At 68.6% G+C, this 26,185-nt stretch carries 27 protein-coding genes and 1 tRNA gene; 15 read left to right on the plus strand and 13 right to left on the minus strand.

The annotated features are described in order from the left end of the window. The first annotated feature begins 66 nt into the window (after window positions 1–66). The 5 genes from soxR to Q5696_RS05105 all read left to right on the plus strand — a co-directional run bounded on the left by soxR (window position 67) and on the right by Q5696_RS05105 (window position 4,829). Window positions 67–516, plus strand: a complete 450-nt coding sequence (gene soxR / locus Q5696_RS05085) for a redox-sensitive transcriptional activator SoxR (protein ID WP_305094124.1) — start codon at window positions 67–69, stop codon at window positions 514–516. A 165-nt stretch (window positions 517–681) separates the two neighbouring features. Continuing rightward, window positions 682–1,044: a DUF485 domain-containing protein gene (locus Q5696_RS05090; RefSeq protein ID WP_305094125.1), complete on the plus strand. Its 363-nt coding sequence runs from the start codon at window positions 682–684 to the stop codon at window positions 1,042–1,044. Beyond that, a complete protein-coding gene (locus tag Q5696_RS05095) occupies window positions 1,041–2,678 on the plus strand; it encodes a monocarboxylic acid transporter (protein ID WP_305094126.1) in 1,638 nt (545 codons plus the stop codon). Before Q5696_RS05090 ends, Q5696_RS05095 begins: the two co-directional genes overlap by 4 nt. 100 nt (window positions 2,679–2,778) lie before the next feature. After that, window positions 2,779–3,210: a type II toxin-antitoxin system Rv0910 family toxin gene (locus Q5696_RS05100; protein WP_305094127.1), complete on the plus strand. Its 432-nt coding sequence runs from the start codon at window positions 2,779–2,781 to the stop codon at window positions 3,208–3,210. A gap of 20 nt (window positions 3,211–3,230) precedes the next feature. Next, a complete protein-coding gene (locus tag Q5696_RS05105; RefSeq protein ID WP_305094128.1) occupies window positions 3,231–4,829 on the plus strand; it encodes a substrate-binding domain-containing protein in 1,599 nt (532 codons plus the stop codon). A gap of 66 nt (window positions 4,830–4,895) precedes the next feature. Here the strand turns inward: Q5696_RS05105 and Q5696_RS05110 are convergent. Next, window positions 4,896–4,968: transfer RNA gene (locus Q5696_RS05110), tRNA-Arg, on the minus strand. Window positions 4,969–5,085: 117 nt separating this feature from the next. On the opposite strand from Q5696_RS05110, the gene Q5696_RS05115 reads away from it, so the two are divergent. Further along, window positions 5,086–5,916, plus strand: coding sequence for a M23 family metallopeptidase (locus tag Q5696_RS05115; RefSeq protein WP_370654863.1), 831 nt, complete (start codon window positions 5,086–5,088; stop codon window positions 5,914–5,916). Window positions 5,917–5,991: 75 nt separating this feature from the next. On the opposite strand, the gene Q5696_RS05120 is transcribed toward Q5696_RS05115, so the two are convergent. The 4 genes from Q5696_RS05120 to Q5696_RS05135 all read right to left on the minus strand — a co-directional run bounded on the left by Q5696_RS05120 (window position 5,992) and on the right by Q5696_RS05135 (window position 9,635). Then, window positions 5,992–6,792 carry a family 1 encapsulin nanocompartment shell protein gene (locus tag Q5696_RS05120; RefSeq protein WP_305094130.1) on the minus strand — a complete coding sequence of 267 codons (801 nt, stop codon included), beginning with the start codon at window positions 6,790–6,792 and terminating at the stop codon, window positions 5,992–5,994. Next, the gene (locus Q5696_RS05125; RefSeq protein WP_305094131.1) at window positions 6,789–7,811 is read right to left on the minus strand and encodes a Dyp-type peroxidase; all 1,023 of its coding nucleotides are present in this window, start codon (window positions 7,809–7,811) and stop codon (window positions 6,789–6,791) included. The genes Q5696_RS05120 and Q5696_RS05125 overlap by 4 nt, the downstream gene beginning before the upstream one ends. 107 nt (window positions 7,812–7,918) lie before the next feature. Then, complete coding sequence (locus tag Q5696_RS05130; RefSeq protein ID WP_305094132.1) at window positions 7,919–9,142, minus strand: globin domain-containing protein; 1,224 nt, start codon at window positions 9,140–9,142, stop codon at window positions 7,919–7,921. Window positions 9,143–9,176: 34 nt separating this feature from the next. After that, window positions 9,177–9,635 carry an RrF2 family transcriptional regulator gene (locus tag Q5696_RS05135; protein ID WP_305094133.1) on the minus strand — a complete coding sequence of 153 codons (459 nt, stop codon included), beginning with the start codon at window positions 9,633–9,635 and terminating at the stop codon, window positions 9,177–9,179. Between the two features lie 206 nt (window positions 9,636–9,841). Here Q5696_RS05135 and Q5696_RS05140 point away from each other — a divergent pair, with 206 nt between their 5' ends. The 3 genes from Q5696_RS05140 to Q5696_RS05150 are packed head-to-tail and all read left to right on the plus strand — an operon-like array spanning window position 9,842 to window position 12,788. After that, window positions 9,842–10,768, plus strand: coding sequence for a universal stress protein (locus Q5696_RS05140; RefSeq protein WP_305094134.1), 927 nt, complete (start codon window positions 9,842–9,844; stop codon window positions 10,766–10,768). Between the two features lie 53 nt (window positions 10,769–10,821). Beyond that, window positions 10,822–11,862, plus strand: a complete 1,041-nt coding sequence (locus Q5696_RS05145; RefSeq protein WP_305094135.1) for an LLM class F420-dependent oxidoreductase — start codon at window positions 10,822–10,824, stop codon at window positions 11,860–11,862. 29 nt (window positions 11,863–11,891) lie between these two features. Beyond that, entirely contained in the window at window positions 11,892–12,788 is an 897-nt protein-coding gene (locus Q5696_RS05150) for a universal stress protein (RefSeq protein ID WP_305094136.1), read from the plus strand. Window positions 12,789–12,834: 46 nt separating this feature from the next. Here Q5696_RS05150 and Q5696_RS05155 read toward each other — a convergent pair whose 3' ends face one another. From Q5696_RS05155 to Q5696_RS05170, 4 genes are all read right to left on the minus strand, one after another. Beyond that, a complete protein-coding gene (locus tag Q5696_RS05155; protein ID WP_305094137.1) occupies window positions 12,835–14,487 on the minus strand; it encodes an ATP-binding cassette domain-containing protein in 1,653 nt (550 codons plus the stop codon). A gap of 272 nt (window positions 14,488–14,759) precedes the next feature. Next, window positions 14,760–16,658, minus strand: coding sequence for a molecular chaperone HtpG (gene htpG / locus Q5696_RS05160; protein ID WP_305094138.1), 1,899 nt, complete (start codon window positions 16,656–16,658; stop codon window positions 14,760–14,762). Further along, window positions 16,655–17,311, minus strand: coding sequence for a Dabb family protein (locus Q5696_RS05165; protein WP_305094139.1), 657 nt, complete (start codon window positions 17,309–17,311; stop codon window positions 16,655–16,657). Before Q5696_RS05165 ends, htpG begins: the two co-directional genes overlap by 4 nt. Further along, complete coding sequence (locus Q5696_RS05170; RefSeq protein ID WP_305094140.1) at window positions 17,304–17,660, minus strand: hypothetical protein; 357 nt, start codon at window positions 17,658–17,660, stop codon at window positions 17,304–17,306. Before Q5696_RS05170 ends, Q5696_RS05165 begins: the two co-directional genes overlap by 8 nt. A 159-nt stretch (window positions 17,661–17,819) precedes the next feature. Between Q5696_RS05170 and Q5696_RS05175 the strand changes: the two genes are divergently transcribed. The 3 genes from Q5696_RS05175 to Q5696_RS05185 all read left to right on the plus strand — a co-directional run bounded on the left by Q5696_RS05175 (window position 17,820) and on the right by Q5696_RS05185 (window position 21,242). Beyond that, window positions 17,820–18,458, plus strand: a complete 639-nt coding sequence (locus Q5696_RS05175; RefSeq protein WP_305094141.1) for a response regulator transcription factor — start codon at window positions 17,820–17,822, stop codon at window positions 18,456–18,458. Window positions 18,459–18,601: 143 nt separating this feature from the next. Beyond that, window positions 18,602–19,444, plus strand: a complete 843-nt coding sequence (locus tag Q5696_RS05180) for a mycofactocin-coupled SDR family oxidoreductase (RefSeq protein WP_305094142.1) — start codon at window positions 18,602–18,604, stop codon at window positions 19,442–19,444. Window positions 19,445–19,463: 19 nt separating this feature from the next. Further along, the gene (locus Q5696_RS05185; RefSeq protein WP_305094143.1) at window positions 19,464–21,242 is read left to right on the plus strand and encodes a flavin-containing monooxygenase; all 1,779 of its coding nucleotides are present in this window, start codon (window positions 19,464–19,466) and stop codon (window positions 21,240–21,242) included. 30 nt (window positions 21,243–21,272) lie between these two features. Here the strand turns inward: Q5696_RS05185 and Q5696_RS05190 are convergent, their stop codons facing one another. After that, window positions 21,273–22,955 (minus strand): GAF domain-containing sensor histidine kinase, encoded by a 1,683-nt coding sequence (locus Q5696_RS05190; RefSeq protein ID WP_370654864.1) that lies wholly within the window; start codon window positions 22,953–22,955, stop codon window positions 21,273–21,275. Between the two features lie 192 nt (window positions 22,956–23,147). Here Q5696_RS05190 and Q5696_RS05195 point away from each other — a divergent pair, with 192 nt between their 5' ends. Continuing rightward, window positions 23,148–23,753, plus strand: coding sequence for a TetR/AcrR family transcriptional regulator (locus Q5696_RS05195; protein WP_305094144.1), 606 nt, complete (start codon window positions 23,148–23,150; stop codon window positions 23,751–23,753). Between the two features lie 14 nt (window positions 23,754–23,767). Here Q5696_RS05195 and Q5696_RS05200 read toward each other — a convergent pair whose 3' ends face one another. Continuing rightward, window positions 23,768–24,094, minus strand: coding sequence for a cupin domain-containing protein (locus tag Q5696_RS05200; RefSeq protein ID WP_305095142.1), 327 nt, complete (start codon window positions 24,092–24,094; stop codon window positions 23,768–23,770). A 189-nt stretch (window positions 24,095–24,283) separates the two neighbouring features. Between Q5696_RS05200 and Q5696_RS05205 the strand changes: the two genes are divergently transcribed. Both Q5696_RS05205 and Q5696_RS05210 read left to right on the plus strand, forming a co-directional pair. Beyond that, window positions 24,284–24,655, plus strand: coding sequence for a hypothetical protein (locus Q5696_RS05205; RefSeq protein WP_305094145.1), 372 nt, complete (start codon window positions 24,284–24,286; stop codon window positions 24,653–24,655). Further along, a complete protein-coding gene (locus Q5696_RS05210) occupies window positions 24,652–24,855 on the plus strand; it encodes a hypothetical protein (RefSeq protein ID WP_305094146.1) in 204 nt (67 codons plus the stop codon). Before Q5696_RS05205 ends, Q5696_RS05210 begins: the two co-directional genes overlap by 4 nt. A 38-nt stretch (window positions 24,856–24,893) precedes the next feature. On the opposite strand, the gene Q5696_RS05215 is transcribed toward Q5696_RS05210, so the two are convergent. Then, window positions 24,894–25,376 carry a dihydrofolate reductase gene (locus tag Q5696_RS05215; RefSeq protein WP_305094147.1) on the minus strand — a complete coding sequence of 161 codons (483 nt, stop codon included), beginning with the start codon at window positions 25,374–25,376 and terminating at the stop codon, window positions 24,894–24,896. Then, complete coding sequence (locus tag Q5696_RS05220; RefSeq protein ID WP_305095143.1) at window positions 25,376–26,134, minus strand: thymidylate synthase; 759 nt, start codon at window positions 26,132–26,134, stop codon at window positions 25,376–25,378. Before Q5696_RS05220 ends, Q5696_RS05215 begins: the two co-directional genes overlap by 1 nt. Window positions 26,135–26,185: the final 51 nt, after the last annotated feature.

Below are 26,185 nucleotides of genomic sequence, written 5' to 3' on the forward strand. Positions count from 1 at the left end.
CGACCGGTCGTCGTTCCCGTACGCTGTCCCTCTCTTCCAGTCGACTTGAACTCGAGGGAGGATCGGATGCCTGCGGCAACTGATCTGTTGACGATCGGCCAGGTCGCCGAGCGGGTGGGGATCGCGACGTCGGCGATCCGGTTCTACGAGGATCAGGGGCTGATCGAGTCGGAACGCACGTCCGGTAATCAGCGCCGCTATCGGCGGCACGTGTTGCGGCGGCTGTCGCTCATCCTCGTTGCGAAGCGGCTCGGTATCCCCCTGTCGGAGGTCTCGGACGTGTTCGCCGATCTGCCGCACGACCGGATGCCCGGCCAGCAGGACTGGGAACGGATCTCCCGGCGGTGGGTCGCGCATCTCGAGGCGCGGCGGCGTGAACTCGAACAGCTCGAACGGGAGATCACCGGTTGCATCGGCTGTGGCTGCCTGTCGCTGCAGCGGTGCGCGGTTCTCAATCCGGGTGACCGGCTCGGCGCGGACGGGCCCGGTCCGCGCCGGCTGCCACACGAGGGCTGACGCCCGACCGTTCGTCGCCGCCGGGCGACCGTTCGGCGCATGTCCGGACACTTCACCGTGTGACCGTCGGCACACCCTTCGGTTGTGACCTGGCTCTCACTAACGTCGCATCGCAACCACCGCACCAGCGTTCGCGATGCGGTCGCCACGTCCCAGGAGCCGACCATGACCACCACCGACCTCGGTTCGGGGGTACCGCCGCAGCGCAGTGCCCCCGACGCGCAGGCCTTCCTCGACATGCAGGCCAGCCCGCAATTCCAGGAGTTGCGACACCGCTTGCGGCACTTCGTGTTCCCGATGACCGCGTTCTTCCTCGCGTGGTACGCGATCTACGTGCTGCTCGCCACGTACGCACCCGGCTTCATGGCCACCGAGGTGATCGGACACGTCAACCTCGGGATCGTCCTCGGGTTCGGGCAGTTCGTGTCGACGTTCGTGATCACCGCGCTGTACGTGAAGTTCGCGAACCGTGAACTCGATCCCCGCGCCGCGGCGATCCGCGACGAGCTGGAAGGGCCGGTCAAGTGACGACGATTCTCGCGGCAGAGAGCTCCCAGGTCGGTAACCCGGTCCTCAACATCGCCATCTTCGTGGCGTTCGTGGTGATCACGATGGGCATCGTGATCCGGGCGAGCCGCACCACCAAGAAGGCGTCCGACTTCTACACCGGAGGCGGCCAGTTCTCCGGCCCGCAGAACGGTTTCGCGATCGCCGGCGACTACCTGTCGGCGGCATCGTTCCTCGGCATCGCCGGCGCCATCGCCGTCTACGGCTACGACGGCTTCCTGTACTCGATCGGCTTCCTCGTCGCCTGGCTCGTCGCACTGCTGCTGGTGGCCGAACTCCTGCGCAACACAGGACGATTCACGATGGCCGACGTCCTCAGCTTCCGGCTGAAGCAGCGTCCGGTCCGGATGGCCGCCGCACTGTCCACGCTCGTCGTGTCGCTGTTCTACCTGCTCGCCCAGATGGCCGGTGCCGGTGGCCTCGTCGCACTGCTGCTCGACATCCACGACAAGGCCGGTCAGGCGATCGTCGTCGCCGTCGTCGGTGTCCTGATGATCGTGTACGTCCTCGTCGGCGGCATGAAGGGCACCACGTACGTGCAGATGGTCAAGGCGGTTCTGCTGATCGCCGGCGCCGCCATCATGTTCGTGCTCGTGCTGTTCGCCGTCCGCGGCAACTTCTCGCAGCTCCTCGCCGACGCGCAGAACATGGTCACCGACTCGACCAACGAGGCGGTCGCCGGCCGCGACGTCCTCGCTCCGGGCGCGAAGTACGGCATCAGCTCGATGTCCCGGCTGGACTTCATCTCCCTCGGCATCGCCTTGGTGCTCGGGACCGCGGGCCTGCCGCACGTGCTGATGCGCTTCTACACCGTGCCCACCGCGAAGGAGGCCCGCCGCTCGGTGACGTGGGCGATCGGACTGATCGGTGCCTTCTACCTGTTCACCCTGGTCCTCGGCTACGGCGCCGCCCGAATGGTCGGCCCCGACAAGATCCTCGACGCCCCCGGCAAGGAGAACGCGGCCGCCCCGCTGCTCGCGTTCGAACTCGGCGGCACCCTGTTCCTGTCGATCATCTCCGCGGTCGCGTTCGCCACGATCCTCGCGGTCGTCGCCGGCCTCGCGATCACCGCGTCGGCGTCGTTCGCCCACGACATCTACGCCAGTGTCATCAAGCGTGGCAAGGCATCCGAGGAAGAGCAGGTGCGGGTTTCCCGCATCACCGTCGTCGTGATCGGGTTGGCGTCGATCGTCCTCGGGATCCTGGCGATGGGCCAGAACATCGCGTTCCTCGTCGCCCTCGCGTTCGCGGTCGCCGCATCCGCGAACCTGCCGACCCTGCTGTACTCGCTGTTCTGGAAGAAGTTCAACACCACCGGCGCCCTGTGGAGCATCTACGGCGGCCTGCTCAGCTGCCTGGTGCTGATCGTGTTCTCGCCGGCCGTGTCCGGGGCCAAGAGCTCGATGTTCCCGAACGCCGACTTCTCCTGGTTCCCGCTGTCCAATCCGGGCATCGTGTCCATCCCGCTGGCATTCGTCCTCGGCATCGTCGGCACCCACGTCGGACGCCGGAAGCCGGAGGATCCTGCGAAACAGGCCGAGATGGAGGTCCGCTCGCTCACCGGTGTCGGCGTCGAGAAGGCCGTCGCGCACTAGAAAACCCTGCACTGCTGCGTCCCGCGTCGACCGATGCGGGACGCAGCAGTGTCTCGTCCGGGTCCTATACGTCACGTTTCCTGTTGGCTACGATCCGACGATGGCCAAGCTGAAGGTGTCCGTCGACGTCCCGATGAGTCCCGACGACGCGTGGAACAGGGCGTCGGATCTGACGGGGTTCGACGAGTGGCTCAGCATCCACGAGGCGTGGCGCAGCGAACTGCCCGACGAACTACGAGCCGGCACCACCGTCAGCTCGATCGTGTCGGTCAAGGGCCTGCGCAACCGTGTCGCCTGGACCCTGAAGAAATACGATCCGCCGCGCAGCCTGGTGCTGAAGGGCGACGGCAAGGGCGGCGTCAAGCTCGGCCTGGTCCTCGGCGTCGAACCGGTGGACGTGGGCGCAAGAGTCGTCCTCGACATCGAACTGGGCGGGGCACCGCTGTTCGGGCCGATCGGATCCGGTGTCGCGCGGGCCCTGCGCGGCGACATCGAGAGTTCCCTGCAGAAGTTCGTCACGCTCTACACCTGAATCGGGGAGGTCCCGGAACGATGCCCGGACGTCACAGTGCGCCGCGTGCGGGCGCGTCGGCCGTCACCTACGGTGCGATCGGACTGGCGGTCGTCGCGCTCGCCGGTACCGGCGCCTATCTGCTCGTCGACCGCGCCGGCGGCTGCGACACGGTGAGCGAACACCGGGTGATGGCGGACCCGGCGATCGCACCGGTTCTCACCGAGATCACCGCGTCGGCGTCGGCCGAGGACCTCGGCTGCCGATCGTTCACGATCACCGCGGCGCCCGGCGCCGACGGACTCGGGGCGGCCGGTGACCCGAGCCGGCCCGACCTGTGGATCCCGGATTCGACGCAGTGGGTCGCGAAGGCGGCCGACAGCGCCGGTATCGGCTTCGACGTCGCTGCCCCGTCGATCGCGGCCACCCCGGTCGTGATCGCGGGCCGCGCCGGCGAGACACAGTCGTTCGCGACGTGGCTCGACGCGCTGCGACTGCACGGACTGCGGATCGGTGACCCGCTCACCAGCAGTATCTCGAATGCACCGATCGTCGGGGCCCTCGCCGAGGCGGACGCGGGAACGGTGGCCGCCGACGCCGTCCCGGCCGCACTGGTGCCGCTCGCGCAGGCGCAGGCGGCCAACCTGCACCAGACCGACGCCGCGCAGCGTCTCGCCGCGGTCGACTCCGACGGCGGGATCGCGATCGTCACCGAGCAGCAGGTCGTCGGCGACGCCGGCGCGGCCACGACGGTGCCGGCCACCGGTGCGGTGTTCCTCGACTATCCGGTGGTGGTCACCGCTCCCGACACCGACCGCGCGGCCGCGACGGACGCCGGTGTCGCACTCGCCGAGGCGGTGGCGTCCGATGCCGGCCGCAGTGCACTGTCCCGCGCCGGTTTCCGTGGACCGGATCGGGCACCGCTCGACGGTGGCCGCGGCGTCGGCGACGTGTCGGTGCTGACGCCGTCGGATCCGGCCGCGGCCGCGCAGGTCCTGAAACGGTATGCGGTGCTCGCGCTGCCGTCGCGGGCACTCGTCGTCGAGGACGTGTCCGGGTCGATGGCGGAGAACGCCGGCCCGGCCACCCGGATCGCGCTGACGGTGCAGGCCAGCGAGACCGGGGCGAAACTGTTCCCGGACAACGCGCAGCTCGGCCTGTGGGCGTTCTCGATCGGGCTCGGGGGCGGCGGCAAGGACTACCGCGAACTCGTCCCGATCCGGCGGCTCGACGAGACCGTCGACGGCGCCACCCAGCGGCAGAAACTCACCGACGCGGTCCGCACCCTCCCGACGCTCGTCCAGGGCGGCACCGGCCTGTACGACACGACGCTCGCCGCGTTCCGGAAGGTCAAGGAGGGCTACGACCCCGGCGCCGTCAACAGCGTCATCCTGCTCACCGACGGCGCCAACGAGGATCCGTCGAGCATCACACTCGACAACCTGCTCGCCACGCTGACGCGGGAACAGGACCCGGCCCGCCCGGTCATCGTCGTCACGATCGGTGTCACCGAGGACGCCGACGCCGCAGTGCTACAGAAGATTTCCGCCGCCACCGGCGGAACCAGCCACATCGCCCGCACTCCCGCGGAGATCCCCGGTGTGTTCGTCGACGCGATGCGCAGTCGCGCCACCGGCTGAGACGACGGGGCCCCGAGACGAGCAGTGAAGGATTTCCGCCGGTATCCGGCGGAAATCCTTCACGAGTGCCCTCGGCAGGATTCGAACCTGCGACACCGGCTTTAGGAGAGCCGTGCTCTATCCCCTGAGCTACGAGGGCTGGGCGCAGTCAGTGAGTGTAGCGGTCCGCGGGGCCCGGCGATGAATCGGCCGAGGTCGTGGCGGCGAGGTTCGGATCGCCGAAAATAAAGAACCGGTAACGCTAGCCACGACCTATATGAATTTGTTACCTTGGCCCGGCAGCAAGATCGAGAGTGCAGCCGACGACACGATTGACGAGGTAGTAACTGTGGGACGCCATCGCCTTGAAACTCCGGGCCCCAGCGCGGGTGTCAAGGCCGCTACCGTCGCCGCCGCTACCGGCGCATTCCTGACCGTGGGCGCCCAGATGGGTGCCGGTACGGCCGCCGCCGACACGATTCCCGGCACTCAGATCCAGCTGCCCGAGCTGCCGCAGCTGCAGCTGCCGGAACTGCCGCAGCTGCCCGTCTCGCCGACGGCACAGCAGATCGTCGATACGGTCAAGGCTGCACCGGTGCCCGCCGATCTGCCGCAGGTGCAGGACGCGATCCGCGCCGCCGTCGACGCCGCCGAGGCGCACCTGGGATCCACCGGTTCCACCGGCAGCCTCGCCCCGCGCGCAGTCAAGCCCGTCTCGGGCACACTCACATCCGATTTCGGCCCGCGCTGGGGTGTCCGGCACAGCGGACTCGACATCGCCGCCCCCATCGGTACCCCCGTGTACGCCGCGGCCGACGGTGTCGTCGTCGACGCCGGACCGGCGTCGGGCTTCGGTCTGTGGGTGCGGGTCCTGCACGACGACGGCACCACCACCGTCTACGGGCACATCAACGACTACCAGGTGAGCAGCGGCCAGCGGGTGAGCGCGGGCCAGCAGATCGCCACCGTCGGCAACCGCGGCCAGTCCACCGGCCCGCACCTGCACTTCGAGGTGTGGGACGCGTCCGGCGCCAAGGCCGACCCGTCGTCGTGGCTCGAGGAGCGCGGTGTCGCGGTCACGTGGCGCGGCGCCTCCACCACCATGTGATCTTCCGATACGACAGAAGTCCCCGCCCGGATGCCGACATCCGGGCGGGGACTTCGTCTTTCGGGGGAGCCGCTGTCAGCCGCGAGCCAGTGCGACCGACGCCTCCGACGTGTAGTTGAGGAACGTCAGCGACTCCTGGAAGTACAGTTCGACCGTCTCCGAATCGTGCGACAGGTAGCCGATCGACAGGTCCTGCCCGATCTGCAGATCGAAGTCGCCGCCGCGGGTGCTGAGCACGAACGCCCCGTCGATCGCGGGCGCCCAGATGATGTCGCCGTCGATGAGCCGGCGAATGTGCTCCCGGATCGGATAGCCGTGGTCGGACGTCTCACTGACCTCGGTGTAGGCGTCGGCGCTGAGCAGCACCGAGTACGGGCCGTCGACACCGGCGAGCCGTAGTTCCGACAGAGCCTGACTGATCGCCTCCGGTACGTCGCGGACGTCGTCGGGCAGCCGCAGCGGCGGATTCGACGACGCCGCCCGGATGCCCTCGATCCCGGCGGCTGCGTACCCCTCGAAGATCGCCCGGTCCTCGGCGAACGCGATCTTCTTCGCGGCCTCCTTCACCGCGTCCCAGTCGGCGTCCTGAGCGCCGCGTTCGACGTTGTCGATCTCCTCCCGGGACAGTGTGAACGGAACCCGTAGCTCCACGAGCGGGGCCACCTTCCGCTGCCGGGCCAGCACCCCCGACGCGGGCGCGTCGATGACGGTGGTGCGGCCCAGACCGACTGCGGAGAAGTCGGTGCCGTGCGGGCCGGAGACGTCGACCACGGTGCGACCGGCGATGTGCCGCTTGAAGGTTCGGGTCGCCTCCTCCTCGATCGACGCCCAGGCGACGTCGGTGACGGGGGCGAGACCGCGATAGAGATTGTTCATCGTGTGGAACTCCTTCTCAGACTGCCAATTCCGAGTGATCCGTCAGCGGCGGGGGACGGGCTCGTGTCGTCGGTGTCGGGGGCCCGGACGCTCGGCGCAGGTGGGAGGGCGTCCAGGAATCCGAGTGCGGGGGAGAAGAACAGGCCGCCGGTGACGGCGGTGGAGAAGTCGAGGATGCGGTCGGTGTTGCCCTCGGGCTTGCCGACGAACATGTTGCGCAGCATCTCCTCGGTGACGGCCGGGTCGGCCGCATACCCGATGAAGTAGGTTCCGAACTCGTCGTCGCCGAAGCTGCCGAACGGCATGTTGACGCGCAAGATCTCGCGTTCGGTGCCGTCCGGTTCGGTGATCGTGGTCAGGGCGACATGGGAATTCGACGGTTTGACGTCGTCGTCCATCTCGATGTCGTCGAGCTTGGTGCGTCCGATGACGCGTTCCTGCTCCTCGGTGGAGATCGCGTTCCAGGCGTCCATGTCGTGCAGGTACTTCTGCACGATCACGTAGCTGCCACCGGTGAACTCGGGATCCTCGTCCCCGACGAGAGCGGCCTCGGCGGCCTCGACGTCCTCGGGATTCTCGGTGCCGTCGACGAACCCGAGCAGGTCCCGCTGCTCGAAGTACCGGAATCCGTGCGTCTCGTCGACGACCGTGGCCGCGCCGCGCAACCGGCCCACGATCTTCGATGCGAGCTCGAAGCACAGGTCCATCGACACCGCACGGATGTGGAACAGCAGGTCGCCGGGAGTCGACGGGGCGCGGTGACGGCCGCCGTCGAGTTCGACGAACTCGTGCAACTGTGCCGGGCGGGGGCCGTCGAACAGGCGGTCCCACGCAGCCGATCCGATCGAGGTGACACACACCAATCTGGATCCGGCGACACGAAAACCGACGGCCTTGCGCAGGCCGTCGACGTCGGCCAGCAGGTCGCGGACGGCGGTTTCACCACCCTCGTCGACGGTGAACACGAGAAAGATCGCCGCGGGTGTCAGCGGCGTCAGGATCAACTGAGATCGGGCCACACCTCACCGTAGATCACGGGGGCTCAGGATGCCGGAAAGCCACGAACACCGGCGACGTGGTGTCGCCGACGGTCGTGGTATCCGTAGCAGGAGGGCCCGAGTGGGACCTACGCGCTCGCGCCGGCCCAGCTGTCCGGACCGAACACCTCGTAGTGGATGTTCTCGGCGGGGACGTTGCGGGCGATGAGCGACTCCTTCATTGCGAGCATGAACGGCAGTGGGCCGCACAGGAACGCGCGGGTACCGGGCTCGATGACGATGTCGGACAGGTCCGCGCGGCCCAGCCGGGTCCCGGCGAACGCCTCGCGCGCACCCAGGTCCTCGTACCAGCGGTGCACGACACCGGCCGGCAGTCGGTCGACGAGCTCGGCGAGCTCGGCGCGGTGCGCGTGCTGCGCCGCGCTGCGGTCCGCGTGCAGCACCGAGACGGCACGCTTGTCGTCGGTCGACGCGAGGTGCTCGAGCATGCCGATCATCGGGGTGCAGCCGATACCGGCGGAGATCAGCAGCAGTGGGGCGTCGTCCTCCGGCAGGGTCAGGTCGCCGAACGGCAGCGACACCTTCAGTTCGTCGCCCTCGAAGAGGTTGTCGTACAGGAAGTTCGACACCTCGCCGGCCGGGGCGACGGAGCCGTCGGCCTGAGACAGGGCGCCGATCCGCTTGACGGTGATCCGCCACTCGGCGTCCGTCGGTTCGCACGCCAGGCTGTACTGGCGGATCTGGTGTGCGCCGTCCGGCAGGGCCACCTGTACCGAGATGTACTGGCCGGGAGCGAAGCTCGGCAGCGCCGAGCCGTCGAGCGACGCCAGCGTGAACGACACGGTGTCCGCGGACTGGTGCACCCGCTTGGTCACCTTCACCGTGCGCCACACGTCACCGGCGTCGACACCGGCCTGCTCGTACAGGCCCTTCTCCATCGCGATGAGCGTGTTGGCCATGAGCCAGTACACCTCGTCCCACGCGGACGCGACCTCCGGTGTCACGGCCTCGCCGAGGACCTCGACGATCGCCTCGAACAGATGCTTGTGGACGACCCAGTACTGGTCGGCGGTGATGCCCAGCGAGGCGTGCTTGTGCGCGATGCGCGACAGGATGGTCTGCACACGCTCCTCGTCGGGGTCGAGCTGCAGCGTCGCGAACGCCGCGATGGCGCCGGCGAGCGCCTTCTGCTGCTCGCCCTGCTTCTGGTTGCCGCGGTTGAACAGGTCGCGCTCGAGTTCGGGATGTGCCGCGAACAGCTTGCGGTAGAACAGCGTCGTGATGTCGCCGATCGCCGCACCCACGGCGGGCAGGGTGGCGCGGACGGTTTCCTTCGAGGCCTCCGAGAGCATCGGAATCTCCTGTTCGGTCGGTTGTGGTGGGGTTCTACTTCGCTGCCGGCACGGTGAGTGCCGACAGCAGGTTCTCGGTCGACGATCCGGTCGCGGCGAGGTCGCGGACCGTCAGGGTGTCCAGGGCGTCGTAGAACGCGTTCTGGGCGTCACGCAGGGCGGATCGTAGTCGACAATCGCGCCGAAACGGGCACGGATTGTCTCCTTCGCACGTCACGACCTCGGCGTCTCCCTCGAGCTGCCGGGTCAGCCACCCGAGGGGCGCGCTCCGCCCCAGGTCGGTGATCGCGAGGCCTCCGCCGCGCCCTCTGCGGGTGGTGAGGACTCCGAGTTCGCTCAGCCGGGCAACCACTTTCGTGGCATGGCTGTACGACACCGAGAGTTGCTGTGCGATCACACGAGTGCCGGGCTCGGACGGTGCGTCGGCGACCGGTTCGGCTGCCAGGCGCATCACGATCCGCAAGCCCAGATCGGTGAACTGCGTCAACTGCATGACTCGACCGTAGAAAATTGTCATGTCAGATGACAATTAAATGTGACGTGCATCGCGGTCCCCACGGCGAGGTTCCGACTTTCGCCCGTACCGGGCGGGACTTTGGTCCCGAACATCCGGAGGCTCAGGGATCCACGCGTGAACCCGCCCGAGTGACTAACGTCGGACCCGACACCGATTCGTAGCAACGGAAGTGGGTGAGCGGGATGACCGCCGGAGAAACTCGATACGACACCGACGAGCCGTCGGTGGCTCGGGACGCGAACTCGGTGGTGGTGGGAGTCGACGGATCGGACGCCGCGCACGACGCCGTCGTGTGGGCCACCCGCATGTGCGCCGCCCGGAACCTGACACTGCGACTCGTCCACGCACTGAACTTCTCGCCGTACACGTACGGCGCCCCGTACCTCGACGTCGCCGGCATCTACGACTGGATGGAGGTGCAGGGCAAGGACATTCTCACCGCGGCGGCGGAGACGGCGCGCCGGGTGTCCGCCGACGTCCGGATCTCCACCGAGATCTCCACGATGGGCGGAGCCCGCTGGCTGGTGTCGCTGTCGGAGGACTCGCGGGCACTCGTGCTCGGCGCGTCCGGCAGCGGGGCGGCCGGTGGTATCGGGTCGACGGCGGTGGGGGCGGCCAGCCACGGCGTGTGCCCGGTCGTGGTGGTGCACCGACGCGACGGCGAGGTGCCCGACAGCGGTCCGGTGGTCGTCGGTATCGACGGCAGCCCCACCAGCGAGCGGGCCACCGCCGTCGCGTTCGAGGAGGCCGCGCTGCGCGGCGTCCCGCTCGTCGCGATCCACGCGTGGAGCGACACCCCGCACGGCACCCTCGCCGGCGGCCGCAACGCGATCCGCGACCCGCGCGCGTTCGAGGACGCCGAACACGAGGTGCTGTCCGAGCGCCTCGCCGGCTGGTGCGAGCGCTACCCGGACGTCGAGGTCCGGCGGGAGCTCTACATCGACGGGCCGCGCACCCACCTGATCGCGTGGTCGCAGAAGGCGCAGCTGGTGGTGGTCGGCAGCCGGGGCCGCGGCGGATTCCGCGGGCTGCTGCTCGGTTCCACCAGCAACGAGCTGGTGCAGAAAGCACAGTGCCCGGTGATGGTGGTTCGTCCCGAGCGGTCGTAGAGTCCCGTACCGTCGTAACGTCCGTCACAGTAATCACGGAAGTGGGGTCGCCGATGCGTATCGGTATGGGCTTGAACTACAGCGGTGGATTCACCGAGACCGCCGACGAGGTCGCCGACCTGGAACGGGCGGGCCTGGACATCGTGTTCGTCCCCGAGGCGTACTCGTTCGACGCGGTGAGCCAGATCGGTTACCTCGCCGCGAAGACGTCGACGGTGGAACTCGCGTCCGGCATCTTCCAGATCTACACCCGCACCCCGAGTCTCACGGCGATGACGGCGGCCGGGCTGGACTTCGTCTCGAACGGCCGCTTCGTCATGGGCATCGGCGCGTCCGGCCCGCAGGTGATCGAGGGCTTCCACGGCGTCAAGTACGACGCCCCGCTCGGCCGCACCCGCGAACTCGTCGACATCTGCCGTCAGGTGTGGCGCCGCGAGAAGGTCGAACACCAGGGCAAGTACTATCAGATCCCGCTGCCCGCAGAGCAGGGCACGGGACTGGGTAAGCCGCTCAAGCTCATCAATCATCCGGTGCGCGAACGCATCCCGATCGTCATCGCGTCCCTGGGACCCAAGAACGTCGCGATGACCGCGGAGATCGCCGAGGGCTGGGAACCGATCTTCTTCCACCCCGAGAAGGCGGACGCGGTGTGGGGCGAGGCGCTCGCCGCGGGCAAGGCGAAGCGTGATCCGAGCCTCGGTGACCTGCAGGTCTACGCGAGCCCCACCCTCGCGATCGGCGACGACGTCGAACCGATGCTGCAGTGGATCAAACCGCACCTGGCGCTGTACATCGGCGGCATGGGCGCCAAGGGCAAGAACTTCTACAACGACCTCGCCTGCCGGTACGGCTACGAGGCGGAGGCCGAGAAGATCCAGGACCTCTACCTCGCGGGCAAGAAGGACGAGGCGGCCGCCGCCGTCCCCGACGAACTCGTGCGGGCCGTCTCGCTCATCGGCACCGAGGACTTCGTCAAGGAACGGGTCGCCGCGTTCGCGGCCGCCGGGGTCACCACCCTCAACGTGACACCGCTCGCCGCCGACCGGGCGGGCCGTGTCGCACAGATCGAGAAGCTGCGCGCGATCACCGGCTGACGGCCGCGAACGGAGAAGGGAACGAGTACATGAACGCAACCGAGGCGATCGTCGTCGCTGTCGACGGATCCGAATCGGCGTCGAACGCGGTGGTGTGGGCGGCCCGCGCCGCCGCCTTCCACCGGCGCCGCCTGCACATCGTCACCGCCGTCCACATCCCGGCGTTCTACTACTCCGAGCCCTACCTGGCGCGCAGCTTCCAGGACGAACTGCGTGACACCGCGAAGGCCCGTCTCGACTCCGCGCACGTGCTGGCCCGGCAGTCCGCGGAGCCGATCGGCTCGATCGACGTCACCACCGATGCCGTCGACGGGCGCCCCGCGCCGACCCTGATCGAGATGTCGGCGACCGCGTCGATGCTCGTCCTCGGCTCGCACGGGCACGGTGAGATCACCGGGCTGATCGTCGGTTCCGTCACCGCGGCCGTCGCCGCCCACGCCGAGTGCCCGGTCGTCGTGGTCCGCGGCCGCACTCTCGACGGGCTCCCGCCGACCGAGGGGCCGATCGTGGTGGGTGTCGACGGCTCCGAATCGTGCCGGCCCGCGGTCGAGGCCGCGTTCGTGGAGGCGTCGGCGCGTGGTGCGGGACTCGTCGCCGTCAACGTGTGGAGCGACGTGAGCGTTCAGCCGTCCCTCGGCGCCACCCCCGACGACCCGCACTGGAGCCGCATCCAGGCCGGTGAGGAAGTGGTGCTCGCCGAGCGACTCGCCGGCTGCCGGGAACAGTACCCGGACGTCGACGTCGAACGTGTCGTCGCCCGGGACCGGCCGGTGCGGGTGCTCAGCGAGTACGCCGAACAGGCACAGCTGATCGTGGTCGGCACCCGCGGACGGGGCGGCTTCCGCGGCATGCTGCTCGGGTCGACGAGCCGCGCGATGCTGCACACCGCGGACTGCCCGGTGATGATCGTGCCGTCGAACACCTGACCGGACACACGATGGCGACCGCGGGCCCCACGTGGCCCGCGGTCGCTCACACCGGTGCCGTACTGCCCACCGCCGCATCCAGGTGCAGCGCGGGCCAGTCGTCGACGTCGCGGAGCAGCTGCCGGTCGTGGGTGGAGAGGACAACCGCCGCCAGGGTCGCGCCGAGAGCCTCGGTCAGTTCGTCGACGAGAGCGATCGACAGGTGGTTGGTGGGCTCGTCCAGCAGGAGCACGTGCGGTGCCGCCGCGAGCAGCAGCGCCAGATCGAGGCGGCGCTGCTGACCCGTCGACAGCTCACCGATCCGCTTGCCCGACTCGCGGGCCCGCAGAAGACCGAGCTGGGACAGCCCGGCCACGCCCGATTCCGGTAGCACCCCCGCCGCCCGGAGCGCGTCGACGCGGGCGGCATAGACCTCGCTCGCCCGCCGGTGCAACGGCAACGAGGTCTCCTGACGGAGGACGCCCACGCGGGACCCCTGAGGCGTCCACACCGAGCCCGTGTCCGGTTGCAGCTCCCGCGCGAGCACCCGCAGCAGGGTCGACTTCCCGGCCCCGTTCGGCCCGGTCACGACCAGGCGTCCGCGGTGCTCGAGCGTGAGCGAGACCGGGCCGGCCAGACGGGCCGTCACGCCGACCCGATCGGCGCGCAGCAGTACCGCACCGGTTCTCGTCGGCAGCTCGGGGAAGCGGAGTTGCTGCGGCGGCTCCGGCACGGTCACCGCGTGGGCGTCGAGCTGTTCCTGCCGGCGGTGCACGCTCTGCACCAGCCCGCCCGCGCGGGTCGCGCGCCCGTGTTTGTCCGTCCCCTTCTCCGGACGCCACCCGGACACCAGCCGATTCCGGGCCGCGGCGAGACTCTCCGCCAGCCGGGCGTGTTCGGCCTGCTGACGGTCGTACTCCTGCTCCCAGCGCAGACGTTCGGCCGTCCGGCCCTCGCGATAACCGGCGTAACCGTTGCCGTACACGCGCGGCCGACCGTCGGGTGACGGATCGAGATCGACGACGGTCTCCGCGACGTCCGACAGCAGGGCACGATCGTGCGTGACGACGACCACGCCACTGCGACGCGACCGGAGCTGCGCCGTCAGGAACTCGAGCCCACTGTGGTCGAGATGGTTGGTGGGCTCGTCGAGCAGCAGGAAGTCGTCGCCGCCGCCCAGCAGACACGCGAGACGCACGCGATACCGCTGTCCCACCGAGAGTTCCCGCAGCAGCCGGTCCGGGTCGGTTTCCGCGTCGAGTGCCTCGAGTGCGATCTGCACCCGCCGCTCGGCGTCCCAGGCGTCCTGTGCCTCGGCATCCTCGAGTGCGACCGCATACCGCTGCGCGGCACCGGCACTCCCGTCCGCGAGTGCGTGTGCGGCCGCGTCGAGCGCCGTCAGCGCCGCGAGCGGTGCGGCGATGGCCTCCGCCACGGCACGGCCCACGGTGCGATCGTCGGCCACCGGCATTTCCTGTTCCGCGACACCCAGCGTCCCGATGCGGTGCACCGTGCCGGTGTCCGGGGTGAGGGTGCCGTCGAGCACGTGGAGCAGGGTCGACTTGCCCCGCCCGTTCTCACCCACGATCGCGATACGCGACGTCGGCGTGACGGTGAGATCGACCTGGTTCAGGACGGAGATCGCCCCACGCGTCACGGAGACGTCGGAGACGGTGAGCTGCGCGTTGGCACGCGCCGGTCGATGAGCAGAGGTACGCATTCGAATCCTTCGAGACGACGCACCACGAGCCCCGAGCTGGTGGGGGGAAGGGTGCGCAGATGACGGCGACCACGAGGGCCGGGAACGAGGAGGCCGCCGCGGACTCGGGTTGCTCGACGAGTGCGGTGGGCCTGGCTCAGCCGTCAGAGGAAGTACAAATGCACACCCGCACGGTACCGGGCGACCGATGGCGGTTGCAATCGGTTTTCGGTCACCGTGCGACGGCGCCCGCGGAAACCGTGTTCCGCGGGCGCCGTTCCCGTACTGCAGTGCTACACGGTGCGGGCCAGCCGGTTCGCGAGCAGCTTCGCGAAATGCGCCGGATCCTCGAGCTCTCCACCTTCTGCGAGAAGCGCTGTGCCGTACAGCAGTTCGGCGGTCTCGGCGAGACTCGGATCGTCGCTGCGCTCGGTGTGCGCGGCCCGCAGTCCCGCCACCAGCGGATGCTCCGGGTTGAGTTCCAGGATCCGCTTGAAGTGCGGAACCTGCTGTCCCGACGCCCGGTACATGCGCTCGAGCGCCGGTGTCATGCCGAATTCGTCGCCGACGATGCACGCCGGTGAATCCGTCAACCGCGTCGACAGCCGCACCTGTTTGACGTGGTCGTCGAGCGTCTCGGTGAGGTAGGTGAGCAGGTCCGCGAACTCCTTGTCGCGTTCCTCCCGCTCGGCCTCGGCGGCCTTCTTCTCCTCCTCGGTGCCGAGCTCCACCTCGCCCTGCGCGATCGACTGCAGCGGTGTGCCGTCGAACTCGGGAACCGACGTCACCCACACCTCGTCGACCGGATCGGTCAGCAGCAGCACCTCGAGCCCGCGGGCCCGGAACGCCTCCATGTGCGGCGACGACTCGAGCTGCTGCCGGGACTCGCCGGTGAGGAAGTAGATCTGGTCCTGGCCCTCGGGCATGCGGGCGACGTACTGCGCGAGCGTGGTCTGCTCGTCCTCGCTGTGCGTCGACGGGAACGACGAGATCCCCAGCAGCAGTTCACGATTGTCGACGTCCGACAGCAGGCCCTCCTTGAGGACCCGGCCGAACTGCGACCACAGCGTGGTGTACTTGGCCCGGGTCTGCTCGTCGTCGGACGTCTGCAGGTCCCGGATCGTGGTGAGCACCTTCTTGGTGAGCCGGCGGCGGATCGCCCGGATCTGCCGGTCCTGCTGCAGGATTTCGCGGGACACGTTGAGCGACAGGTCCTGCGCATCGACGACACCGGTGACGAACCGCAGGTACTCGGGCATGAGTTCCTCGCAGTCGTCCATGATGAACACCCGCTTGACGTACAGGTGGATCCCGGCCCGGTGCTCGCGTGCGAACAGGTCGAACGGCGCGTGCGACGGCACGAACAGCAGCGCCTGGTACTCGAACGTGCCCTCCGCCTTCATCGGAATGATCTCGAGCGGGTCGTCCCACGAATGGCTGACGTGCTTGTAGAACTCGTTGTACTCGTCGTCGGTGACCTCGCTGCGCGGTCGTGTCCACAGCGCCTTCATCGAGTTCAGCGTCTCGGCGGTGTCCTCGACCTGCAGCCGCACCGGGTAGGAGATGAAATCGGAGTAGCGCTTCACGATGTCGCGCAGGACGCGGTCGGACGTGTAGTCGTGCATGTGGTCGTCGGTGTCGACGTCCTTGAGGTGCAGCGTCACCGACGTGCCCTGCGGGGCGTCGTCGACGGTCTCGATCGTGTAGGTGGCGTCGCCGGTGGACTCCCAGCGCGTGGCGTGCTTCTCGCCGGCCTTGCGGGTCAGCAGAGTGACCTTGTCGGCCACCATGAACGTCGAATAGAAGCCGATGCCGAACTGGCCGATCAGTGCTTCGGAGGCAGCAGCATCCTGTGCTTCGCGCAGCTTGCGTCGCAGTTCGCCGGTGCCGGACTTCGCGAGCGTGCCGATCAGGTCGATCACCTCGTCGCGGGACATGCCGATTCCGTTGTCACGCACCGTGAGTGTGCGGGCGTCGGCGTCCGGCACCAGTTCGATGTGCAGGTCCGAGACGTCGGCGTCGAGGTCCTTGTCGCGGAACGCCTCGAGCTTGAGTTTGTCGAGTGCGTCGGACGAGTTGGAAACCAGCTCGCGCAGGAAGGTGTCCTTGTTGGAGTACACCGAATGAATCATCAAGTCCAGAATCTGACGAGTCTCCGTCTGGAACTCGTGCTGTTCGATACCCGTGGTCATGCAGAAATCGTAGGACACCCCGCCGTGAGCAGTGACGCACCGACGGTGACGAAACTGTGCCGCAGTGCCGTCACGATCCGCTGCCCGCGCTCGGGGTCGAACCAGCGGTCCACGTGCGCCCAGTGGTAGGGGTGTGTCATGTACGGGCCGGTCAGTCCGTCGAGGGTCGCGTACTCCTGCTCCCACACATGGGTCCACCGGGCGTCTCCGACCGGGTCGCCGGCCGGCGCGCACTGAGCCGGGCCGATCGACGGGATGTAGTGCGGCATCGCTGCGGTCTCGGACTCGAACCGGCGCACCAGCTCCGGGTCGGCGGCCGGATCGACCGCCACCAGCAGGGTGCGGAAGATCGTCGGCGTGCCGCCGCGCGACGGGCACACCCGGCCGGTGTGGACGACCCCGTCGACGTGGGCGACCGCGGCCGAACCGAGAGCGTCCGATACGCCGGCCTCGATTGCCTGCCAACCTGTTTCGTCGGCAAAACGAATACGTGCCACCGCGTCGGTCCCGCCGATGCCGCCCGGCAGGACCGGTTCGGCCAGTGCCGCGACCGCGGTCGGTGCGACCGCCGCGCGTACCCCGTCCAGGACCGCGTGCCGGGCCGTGTCGTCGGCGCCGTCGGCGAACCGGATCAGCCGCGTCACCTCAAACATCGGTCACCGCCGCGAGAGCGTCGGCTGCGCACGCCGTCGTCCGCTCCCGACGCACCAGTTCGGTGTCCGCCCACGCCCACCACGCGGCGACGTCGGGGTCGCGTCCGGCCGCCCACCGCTGCCGCCACCACGCGTCCGTACCGGGCGCCGTCCACGTGACCGTGACCGTGTTCGACCCGTCGTCGAGCCACACCGGCGGAGCGACCAGGATCCGGTCGAGGACCAGACCGCGGTCCCGGGCACCGGGCGCGTACCGCTCCAGATAGGCGTCCAGGAAGGCCCGGCCCCGCCCCGGCGCCGCCACCATCTCGTCGACGACGAACACCGTCGAGAGCAGATCCGCGACCATCGCAACCCCTTTCGTGCACCCGCCCCGGACGGTAGAACCGGTGTCCGCGCGGCGCCTACCGCCGATTCCATGCAGCGGGAGAGACCGGGGCCGACCGGCCGGAACAGGCACGGTAGCGTTTTCGCCGAGAGTGCCGAGCGTTCACGGAAGGTGGCACCGATGACACGGGTCTTTCTGGTCGACGACCACGAGATCGTCCGACGGGGGCTGATCGACCTCCTGGGCAGTGCCCCCGACCTCACGGTGGTCGGGGAAGCCGCGTCGGTGGGGGAGGCGATGGCCCGCATCCCGGCCACCGGTGTCGACGTCGCCGTCCTCGACGTCCGGCTGCCCGACGGCAACGGCGTCGAACTGTGCCGCGACCTGCGAACCGTCCTGCCCGACCTGCGCTGCCTCATGCTCACGTCGTACGCCGACGACGAAGCTCTGTTCGACGCCGTCATGGCCGGTGCCTCCGGTTTCGTACTCAAACAGATCCTCGGCACCGACCTGATCTCCGCCGTCCGCACCGTCGGCACCGGCGGCTCGCTCCTCGACAGCCGCGCCACCGCCGCCCTCATGCAGCGCATCCGCTCCGAACGCACCGCCGACCCCCTCGCCGACCTGTCCGACCAGGAACGCGCCGTCTTCGACCTCATCGGCGAAGGCCTCACCAACCGAGAAATCGCCGAACGCCTCTTCCTCGCGGAGAAGACCATCAAGAACTACGTCTCCCGCCTGCTCGCCAAACTCGGCATGCAACGCCGCACCCAGGCCGCTGTCCTCGCGACGGAGTTGCGGAACAGCAAGCGCGGCTAGGTCTGTCGGCGCACGGCCCGCGCCGTCACCACGGAATGTGATGCAAGTCGCATTCGGTCCCGGTGGTCGGGACGGTGGCCTCGCCTGAATTGTGATGCTCGTTACGTTCCGTTCGGCAACAGCGCCGAACGGAAGGGGAATCAATGCCCGGACGGGTATCAGGAAAAGTGGCTTTCGTCACCGGTGCGGCACGCGGCCAGGGGCGCAGTCACGCGCTTCGCCTCGCGGAGGAGGGGGCGGACATCATCGCCCTCGACCTGGTCGACGGCATCGACACGGTGACCCGTTTCTACCCGGCTTCCACCGAGGACGATCTCGCCGACACGGTGCGGGGTGTCGAGCGACTCGGACGCCGCATCGTCGCGGGGAAGGTCGACGTCCGCGACTTCGACGCCGTGCGTGAACTGCTCGACCGCGGTGTCGCCGAACTCGGTCGCGTCGACATCGTCGTGGCGAACGCCGGCATCTTCATCAGCGGCCAACCGGCTCATCGCATCACCGAGGCCGAATGGGACGACGTCCTCGACGTCAACCTCAAGGGGGTGTGGCACACGTGCAAGGCCGCGGTTCCGCACCTGATCGAGCAGGGCGACGGCGGATCGATCATCCTCACCAGTTCCACGGCGGGGATCAAGGGCACACCGAAAGCGGCCGCATACGCGGCCAGCAAGCATGCGGTGGTCGGGCTGATGCGGACCCTCGTCGGTGAACTCGGCGAACACCGTATCCGGGCGAACACCGTCCACCCGGGCGCGACCGACACGGACATGATCATCAACGATCGTTGCTTCGGGCTGTTCGTGCCCGGTGTCGAGAATCCGACCAAGGAGCAGGTGGCCCCGATCTTCGCCGGAACGAACGCCCTCCCGGTCCCGTGGGTGGATCCGGTCGACGTCTCCCACGCGGTGCTGTTCCTGGCGTCGGACGAAGCCCGCTACGTCACCGGCACCGAACTGAAGGTCGACGCCGGGTTCACCGCACGCTGACAACCACGGAGGAGTGGACATGACAATGCAATTGGATTCCCCTTCGGCCGGTGTGGTGTCGGCCACCGAGACCGCGCAGCGCTGGCTGTCGAGCTTCGCGGACCTGCTCCGCTCGGGGAGTGGCGCCGAGGACGTCCTGCACCCCGACCTGTGGTGGCGGGACCTGCTCGCGTTCACCGGCGACCTGCGAAGCCTGCACGGCGCCGCGCAGATCGACGCGCTGCTCGCCTCCGCGGTCGATCAGCAGGTCCGCGGTGAGACCCTGGATCCGGCCTCGGCTCCGGCGGTCGTGCCGGCATCGTCGGGTACACCCACGATCCAGCTGCTGTTCCGATTCGACACGCGGACCGGTCACGTGCGTGGTGTCGCTCGGCTGATTTTCGAGGACGGTGTGTGGCGGGCGCGGAACGTGCTGACCGCGCTCGACGCTCTCGCGGGTCACGAACCGGCGATCGGTGAGCTGCGGCCCGACGGCTCGGAGCCGGACGGCGACCGGAAAGAGTACTGGTCGGCGCAGCGGGCCCGTGAACTCGACTGTCACGACACCGATCCCGACGTTCTGGTGATCGGTGCGGGGCACTCGGGGCTGGCGCTCGCCGCTCGACTCGGCGTGCTCGGGGTCCGGACCGTGCTGATCGACCGTGAGGATCGGGTCGGTGACAATTGGCGGGACCGGTACGACTCCCTGGTACTGCACGACGCGGTCTGGTCGAACCATCTGCCGTTGATGCCGTTCCCGTCGTCCTGGCCGGTGTTCACACCGAAGGACAAGATGGGGGACTGGCTCGAAATCTACTCCCGGGCAATGGATCTGAACGTATGGACGCGATCGGAGGTCGTGGAGTCCACGTTCGATCCCGGCGAGCGGGTCTGGACCGTCGTGGTCGACCGTGACGGGACCCGCCGTACGCTGCGCCCACGGCACGTGGTGCTCGCGACCGGACTCAGCGGTACCGAGCCGGCCGTGCCGGACCTCGCCGGCGCCGAGAGCTTCGCCGGCGAACTGCTGCATTCGAGCCGTTACCGGACCGACCCGGCCCGCCGGGGCGCCCGCACCGTCGTGATCGGCACCGGGAACAGTGGTCACGACATCGCACAGGACCTGTACGAGTCCGGTGCCCGGGTCACCGTGGTCCAGCGTGGTCCCACCCATGTGGTGAGTGGACGCACCCTGTCCGCGCGTGGCCGGATGCGTTACGGCGAGAACACGGACACCGAGGTGGCCGACCTGCTCGACGCTTCCACGGCGCGACTCGATCCGCAGTTCACGGCAGGCCTGCAGGCGGGTGTGGCCGCGCTCGCCGAATCCGATCGGGAGCTGCTGGATGCGCTCGCGGACAAGGGATTCGCACTGTCCGACGGTGTGGACGGTACCGGGGTGATGATGCTCTTCCTGACCCGCAACGGCGGCTACTACATCGACGTCGGTGCGGCCCCCCTGATCGCCGACGGCCGGATCGGGCTGGTCTCCGGTGCGACGATCGAACGCCTGGACGCGGACGGTCTGGTCATGTCGGACGGCACACACGTCCCCGCCGACACCATCGTGTGCGCCACCGGCTTCCGCGGCATCCTCGACACGGTGCGGCGTGTTCTCGGCGACACCGTCGCCGACGTCTGTCATCCGGTCTGGGATCTCGACGACGAGGGCGAGCTGCGGTCGGTGTGGCGCCGTTCCGGACACGACCGGTTCTGGATCCACGGCGGGAACTTCATGCTGGTGCGCAACTACAGCAAATACCTTGCGTTGCAGATCAAGGCGGACCTGGCCGGCATCGCCCTGCCCGACGTCCGCTGACGCGTCGACGTGGCGGGTGCCGCCCCTGCCTCACCCCAACGGCACCCGCCACGTCAGGTCCGTGCCGCCGCCGTCGGCGGGGAGGACGGTGAAGCTGCCACCGCACTGTTCTGCGCGGCGGGCGAGATTCGCCAGTCCGCTGCGGCGTGGGCTGTCGGGGACCCCGCCGATGCCGTCGTCGCCGATACGGATCGTGAGATGGTCGTCGGCGTCGATCACGACGGTGATCGTCGTGGCGCCGGCGTGCCGCAGCGCATTGCTCAGGCCCTCCCGCAACACGGCCTCGGCGTGCGGATGGATCCGCGTCGGCACCAGCGTGTCGATCGCGCCCGTGAACTGCACGTTCGGGGTCAGGGTCGAGCGGGTCGTCAGATCGCCGATCGCGTCGAGCAGGCGGCGGCGCAGACTGGTCGACGCCTCCTCGCCCGCCGTGTGCAGATCGAAGATCGTCGTGCGGATCTCGCTGATCGTCCGATCCAGCTGGGTGACGGTCTGCCGGAGTGTGGCGGCGGCGGACTCCGGGACCGGGCAGGACTCGTCGAGCAGCAGGCTCTGCAGGCTCATCCCGGTCGCGAACAACTGCTGGATGACGTTGTCGTGCAGGTCGCGACCGATCCGGTCCCGGTCGGCGAGCACGTCGAGTTGGCGTCGGCGGTGCTGCTGGTCGGCGAACTCCACCGCGAGGGCCGCCGAATCCGCCATCGAGCCGAGCCGGGTGAGATCGTCCGGTGTCCAGCAGGTGCCGGTGCGCGTCACCACCAGCAGTCCCGCGACCCCCGACGTCGTCGACAACGGCAGTGCGGCGATCCGGACGGGTCCGGCCGCGTCGAACGGGGACACCCGGTCCTGTTCGGTGAGCAGGGTGGGTCGTCGTCCCCGCACCACCGGCAGCAGATCCGAGTCCGACACGTCGACGACGCTGCCGACGTGCGGGCCGGACGAGGAGGCGGCGGCCTCGACGACCGCCTCGTCCCCGTCGACGACCATGACGTACGCGCCGTCCGCACCGCACAGGTCCCGGGTCCGGGTCACCAGCAGGTCGAGGGCCTCGTCGATCGACCCGCCGGACAGCAGCCGGGCGTTGAACCCGGCGAGCGCGGTGAGCCAGCGTTCCCGGGTGCGTGACTCCTCGAACAGGTGCGCGTTGTCGATCGCGACACCGGCGGAGGTGGCGAGAGCGTCGAGGATCGTCTCGTCCTCGTCGGTGAACTCGGGACCGGACCGTTTCTCGGTGAGATAGATGCTGCCGAACACCTGGCCGCGCACGATGATCGGCATGCCGAGGAAACTGTCCATCGGCGGATGATTCGCCGGGAACCCCACCGACGCCGGATGCCGGCCCAGATGCGCGACACGAACCGGCCGCGGATGCTCGATGAGCAGCCCCAGCAGGCCGTGGCCCTCCGGCAGATGATCCATCCGGTCGCGTTCGGCCTGCGTGATGCCCTCGTACACGAACTCGGACAGGCCACCGTCCGGGTTGCGCACCCCGAGCGCACCGTAACGGGCGTCGAGCAGCGTCGTCGCCGCCTGCACGATTCGCTGCAGGACCGAATCGAGTTCCAGACCGGCCCCGACGACGAGAACCGCCTCGAGCAACTCCTGCAATCGGGCCGGGGTCGCGACACTGTCGACGAGAGGCCCCCGCATGTCCGCGAGGATTTCCTCGAGATTCTCGACGTCCCGGTAGCCCCGCTGCGCGCCCTCCACCATGAGGGCAGCATAGGTGCCGAAAAAAATTCCGAGGATTCGGTTCTGTTTCGGTGTAACGCGTTGCATTGCCCCGTCGATGTAGGGGTGACGTGGTCGTGAGCGGGGTCGTGGTGGCCTGCTCCGACCCGCGCCGGTCCGGTGTCGAACCTCGGGGGAGGGGATCGACACCGGACCTCCCTTAGACTTCGTCCGGTGAAGCCGACAGCACAGGATCTCAGCACCACCGCGATCCACGATCGCATTCTCGACGCCGCGGCGGCCTGCCTCGTCGAATCCGGGTACGGGACGCGGCTGCACGCGGTCATCGCCGAACGTGCCGGACTGTCCCGCCCGACCGTCTACAAGTACGTCGGCGACCAGGCGGAGATCGTCGCCGCACTGTTCCAGCGGGAGGTCACCCGGTTCTTCGCGCACCTCGAACCGATCCTCCTCGCCCACGACCGGATCCACGACGGCTTTGTCGAATGCGTCGTGTTCTCGGTCGGGTACGCGCGCCGGCACCGGGTCCTGCAGACCGGACTGCAGGACGAACCGGCCGTCGTACTGCCGGGCTTCACCGTCCATGCGCGGCCGATGATCGACCGCGGCGCCGAATTCCTCGTCCCGCACTTCGAACGGATGGTGGCCGCGGAACCGTCGTCGACGATCGATCCGCACATCGCGAGCGAATGGGCGTTCCGGCTCGTCGCATCACTGGTCACCACCGGCCGCCGCGACGCCGGGGACCTCGCCGACGACGACGCGGTCCGCGCCTTCGTGTCGGGACTGCTGGCGATCGGCACACCGCAGCCGGTGTGACGACTGCCCGGCAACTACTTGGCGACGGTGAGCAGGAACGCGACGTCCTCGAGCGCTTCGACGCTGTGCCGGGCCGCCGGCACGATCAGCAGGTCGCCCGTCGAACCCTTCCACGAATCCTCACCGCACACCAGCGCCAACTTCCCGGACAGAACCAGGATCGTCGCCTCGCCCGGACCGTCGTGTTCGGCGAGACCGTTCCCGGCCGCCAGCGCCACGACGGTCTGCCGCAGGTGGCGCTGATGGCCACCGAAGACGGTCTGCGAACTGCGGCCGCTCGACGACGTCGACGCCAGCTTGAGCTGTTGACGGGCCAGCGCAGTCAACGAGGTCTTGTCCATCACGAGCCACTCCGATACGTCGGGAACGAACAGGTCGTCGAACGGGTCACCTCCTCCGCAGTATGACGCATGACGGGCGTCGCTGTCCGACGATGCGGACGACGGTTCGGAGTAGCCGCCCCCGCAGGTTTCGATCGGTCCGGGAACGGGCATTCCGACAGGGCTGCACTGCCGGACCGAGGAGTCGAAATGGATACCACCACAGTCGTCTGGATCATCGTTGCGGTCGTGATCGTCCTGCTCGTGCTCGTCGTCGCTGCAGTGGTGATGCGGGGGCGCACCGAGCAGCGCCGGACCGAGGCCGCGGGCATCCGGGGTCAGGCTCGGGACGAGTCGCACCGGGTGGGGCAGCAGGAAGCATTTGCGGAAGAGACGGCTGCGAAAGCCCGTGCCGCCGCAGCGGAAGCGGACGCGAAGAGGGCCGAAGCCGAACGCCTGGAACACCGGGCCGGTGCCCACAGCCACGAGGCCGCATCCGCGCGCGAGGAACTCGACAAGAAGTTCGAGCGGGCCGACGAGATCGACCCCGACCGGAAAACGGGTGACGGAGAGAAGTCATGAGACTCGTGACGTTGCTCGTCCTGGTCTGGCTGATCATCGGTGCCGTCGCGGCGGGACAACGCGGCTACTACGGCAACGATGCGGCCACCAGCTGTGCGAGCGTGGGAACGATCGTGGTCACCGTCGTCGCCGGCCCGTTGAACTACGTCGGGGTCAATCCGAAGATCGAGAACTGCACGGTGCCGCAACCGACGGAATGACCGCCGGCCCGCCGTAGGTCGGCAGCCGACGGTCGGCGTCAGGCGCGGACGTACGTCCGGAACCGGTAGCGCAGACCGGACGGCTCCGAGATGTGCCAGTCGCCGTCGTCGCCGACCACCCAGCCGTCATCGATCGCCGGCGCGTACGCATCTCCGTCGATATCGGCGTCGATATCGGTGACGACCAGAAGATCCGCGAACGGCAGTGCGGCCGTGTAGATCTGGCTTCCGCCCATGACCCAGGCGGTGTCCCCGGCGAGTTCGAGAGCCGGTTCGATCCCACCAGCCGTCTCGGCGCCGTCGGCGACCCAGCCGTCCTGCCTCGTGATCACGATGTTGCGGCGTCCCGGCAGCGGCCGGAACCGTGGCGGCAGCGACTCCCATGTGCGCCGCCCCATGACGACCGGACGTCCGGCGGTCGTCTCACGGAAGTGGGCCATGTCCTCGGGGATCCGCCACGGAATGGCATTGTCGCGGCCGATGACGCCGCCGAGCGTCTGCGCCCAGATCAGGCCGATCATCAGATGGCCACCGGTGCCTTGATCGCCGGATGGTGCCGGTAGTCGACGATCTCGACGTCCGCGAAGGTGTAGTCGAAGATCGAGTCGCGCTTGTTCAGCTTCAACGTCGGATAGGGGAGCGGCTCCCGCGAGAGCTGCTCGGTGACCTGGTCGACATGGTTGTCGTAGATGTGGCAGTCGCCGCCGGTCCAGACGAAATCGCCCACCTCGAGCCCGGTCTGCTGCGCCACCATGTGCGTGAGCAGCGCATAGCTGGCGATGTTGAACGGCACCCCCAGGAACAGGTCGGCGCTGCGCTGGTACAGCTGGCAGGACAGCTTGCCGTCCGCGACGTAGAACTGGAAGAACGCGTGGCACGGCTGCAACGCCATGTCGTCGAGGTCGGCCACGTTCCACGCCGAGACGATGATCCGACGCGAGTCCGGGTCGGTCTTCAGTGTCTCGATCACCTTGGTGATCTGGTCGATGTGCTCACCCGACGGCGTCGGCCACGACCGCCACTGCACCCCGTACACCGGGCCCAGCTCGCCGTCCGCGTCCGCCCACTCGTCCCAGATGGTGACGCCGTGCTCCTGCAGCCACTTGACGTTCGACTCGCCGCGCAGGAACCACAGCAGCTCGTAGACGATGGATTTGAGGTGCACCTTCTTGGTGGTGACCAGCGGGAAGCCCTCGGCGAGATCCCAGCGCATCTGGTGCCCGAAGATGCTGCGCGTCCCGGTTCCGGTGCGGTCGGCCTTCGGTGTTCCGGTGTCCATGACGAGGCGCAGGAGATCTTCATACGGGGAGTGCACGAACTCGAGTCTAGG

Origin of the sequence: Prescottella sp. R16, assembly GCF_030656875.1 — a bacterium.
Lineage (GTDB): Bacteria > Actinomycetota > Actinomycetes > Mycobacteriales > Mycobacteriaceae > Prescottella.

Excerpts from the sequence above, each read along its gene's own strand:
- soxR (WP_305094124.1), top strand. The coding sequence starts at position 67 with ATGCCTGCGGCAACTGATCTGTTGACGATCGGCCAGGTCGCCGAGCGG.
- Q5696_RS05090 (WP_305094125.1), top strand. The coding sequence starts at position 682 with ATGACCACCACCGACCTCGGTTCGGGGGTACCGCCGCAGCGCAGTGCC.
- Q5696_RS05100 (WP_305094127.1), top strand. The coding sequence starts at position 2,779 with ATGGCCAAGCTGAAGGTGTCCGTCGACGTCCCGATGAGTCCCGACGAC.
- Q5696_RS05105 (WP_305094128.1), top strand. The coding sequence starts at position 3,231 with ATGCCCGGACGTCACAGTGCGCCGCGTGCGGGCGCGTCGGCCGTCACC.
- Q5696_RS05115 (WP_370654863.1), top strand. The coding sequence starts at position 5,086 with ATGAATTTGTTACCTTGGCCCGGCAGCAAGATCGAGAGTGCAGCCGAC.
- Q5696_RS05120 (WP_305094130.1), bottom strand. The coding sequence starts at position 6,792 with ATGAACAATCTCTATCGCGGTCTCGCCCCCGTCACCGACGTCGCCTGG.
- Q5696_RS05130 (WP_305094132.1), bottom strand. The coding sequence starts at position 9,142 with ATGCTCTCGGAGGCCTCGAAGGAAACCGTCCGCGCCACCCTGCCCGCC.
- Q5696_RS05135 (WP_305094133.1), bottom strand. The coding sequence starts at position 9,635 with ATGCAGTTGACGCAGTTCACCGATCTGGGCTTGCGGATCGTGATGCGC.
- Q5696_RS05140 (WP_305094134.1), top strand. The coding sequence starts at position 9,842 with ATGACCGCCGGAGAAACTCGATACGACACCGACGAGCCGTCGGTGGCT.
- Q5696_RS05145 (WP_305094135.1), top strand. The coding sequence starts at position 10,822 with ATGCGTATCGGTATGGGCTTGAACTACAGCGGTGGATTCACCGAGACC.
- Q5696_RS05150 (WP_305094136.1), top strand. The coding sequence starts at position 11,892 with ATGAACGCAACCGAGGCGATCGTCGTCGCTGTCGACGGATCCGAATCG.
- Q5696_RS05155 (WP_305094137.1), bottom strand. The coding sequence starts at position 14,487 with ATGCGTACCTCTGCTCATCGACCGGCGCGTGCCAACGCGCAGCTCACC.
- htpG (WP_305094138.1), bottom strand. The coding sequence starts at position 16,658 with ATGACCACGGGTATCGAACAGCACGAGTTCCAGACGGAGACTCGTCAG.
- Q5696_RS05165 (WP_305094139.1), bottom strand. The coding sequence starts at position 17,311 with ATGTTTGAGGTGACGCGGCTGATCCGGTTCGCCGACGGCGCCGACGAC.
- Q5696_RS05170 (WP_305094140.1), bottom strand. The coding sequence starts at position 17,660 with ATGGTCGCGGATCTGCTCTCGACGGTGTTCGTCGTCGACGAGATGGTG.
- Q5696_RS05175 (WP_305094141.1), top strand. The coding sequence starts at position 17,820 with ATGACACGGGTCTTTCTGGTCGACGACCACGAGATCGTCCGACGGGGG.
- Q5696_RS05180 (WP_305094142.1), top strand. The coding sequence starts at position 18,602 with ATGCCCGGACGGGTATCAGGAAAAGTGGCTTTCGTCACCGGTGCGGCA.
- Q5696_RS05185 (WP_305094143.1), top strand. The coding sequence starts at position 19,464 with ATGACAATGCAATTGGATTCCCCTTCGGCCGGTGTGGTGTCGGCCACC.
- Q5696_RS05190 (WP_370654864.1), bottom strand. The coding sequence starts at position 22,955 with ATGGTGGAGGGCGCGCAGCGGGGCTACCGGGACGTCGAGAATCTCGAG.
- Q5696_RS05200 (WP_305095142.1), bottom strand. The coding sequence starts at position 24,094 with ATGGACAAGACCTCGTTGACTGCGCTGGCCCGTCAACAGCTCAAGCTG.
- Q5696_RS05205 (WP_305094145.1), top strand. The coding sequence starts at position 24,284 with ATGGATACCACCACAGTCGTCTGGATCATCGTTGCGGTCGTGATCGTC.
- Q5696_RS05210 (WP_305094146.1), top strand. The coding sequence starts at position 24,652 with ATGAGACTCGTGACGTTGCTCGTCCTGGTCTGGCTGATCATCGGTGCC.
- Q5696_RS05215 (WP_305094147.1), bottom strand. The coding sequence starts at position 25,376 with ATGATCGGCCTGATCTGGGCGCAGACGCTCGGCGGCGTCATCGGCCGC.
- Q5696_RS05220 (WP_305095143.1), bottom strand. The coding sequence starts at position 26,134 with ATGGACACCGGAACACCGAAGGCCGACCGCACCGGAACCGGGACGCGC.